The sequence below is a fragment of the Treponema sp. R80B11-R83G3 genome (assembly GCF_054786115.1).
Map to the genome: position 1 here is coordinate 1 of NZ_BDHF01000403.1, position 611 is coordinate 611.

Here is a 611-nt window from a genome sequence, read left to right on the forward strand (position 1 = left end):
GTATTAGCCCGTATTCAAGATGATTCTATAGATATGATTTTTGCCGATCCGCCGTATATGTTATCAAATAACGGATTTACATGTCAAAATGGAAGAATGGTTAATGTTAATAAAGGGAAATGGGATAAAAGCAAAGGTTTGGAAGAGGATATAAAATTTCATGACGCTTGGATAACCGCCTGTAAACGGGTATTAAAACCCGAAGGAACTATTTGGGTTTCCGGCACATATCATAGTATTTTTCAATGCGGATATATCTTGCAAAAAAACGGTTTTCATATTTTAAATGATATTGCGTGGTTCAAACCAAATGCCCCGCCCAATTTAAGTTGCAGATTTTTTACCGCTTCACATGAAACAATAATCTGGGCGCGTAAAGATAAAAAAGCAAAACATATATTTAATTATGAGAAAATGAAAAACGGAATTTTTCCGGAAGACAAAATAAAAAAAGAAAATACGCAAATGCGTTCAGTCTGGTCAATACCCGCGCCCAAAAGCAGCGAGAAAGAATTTGGCAAACACCCAACTCAAAAACCATTAGATTTATTATTAAGAATTATAACGGCTTCTACAAATGAAGGTAATATAATATTAGACCCGTTTAATGG

Annotated in this window: 1 protein-coding gene; it reads left to right on the top strand. The window is 34.4% G+C overall.

The annotated features are described in order from the left end of the window. Positions 1-611: DNA-methyltransferase (locus ACYVRH_RS14120; protein WP_461257512.1), on the top strand; the 611-nt coding region annotated here is incomplete at both ends.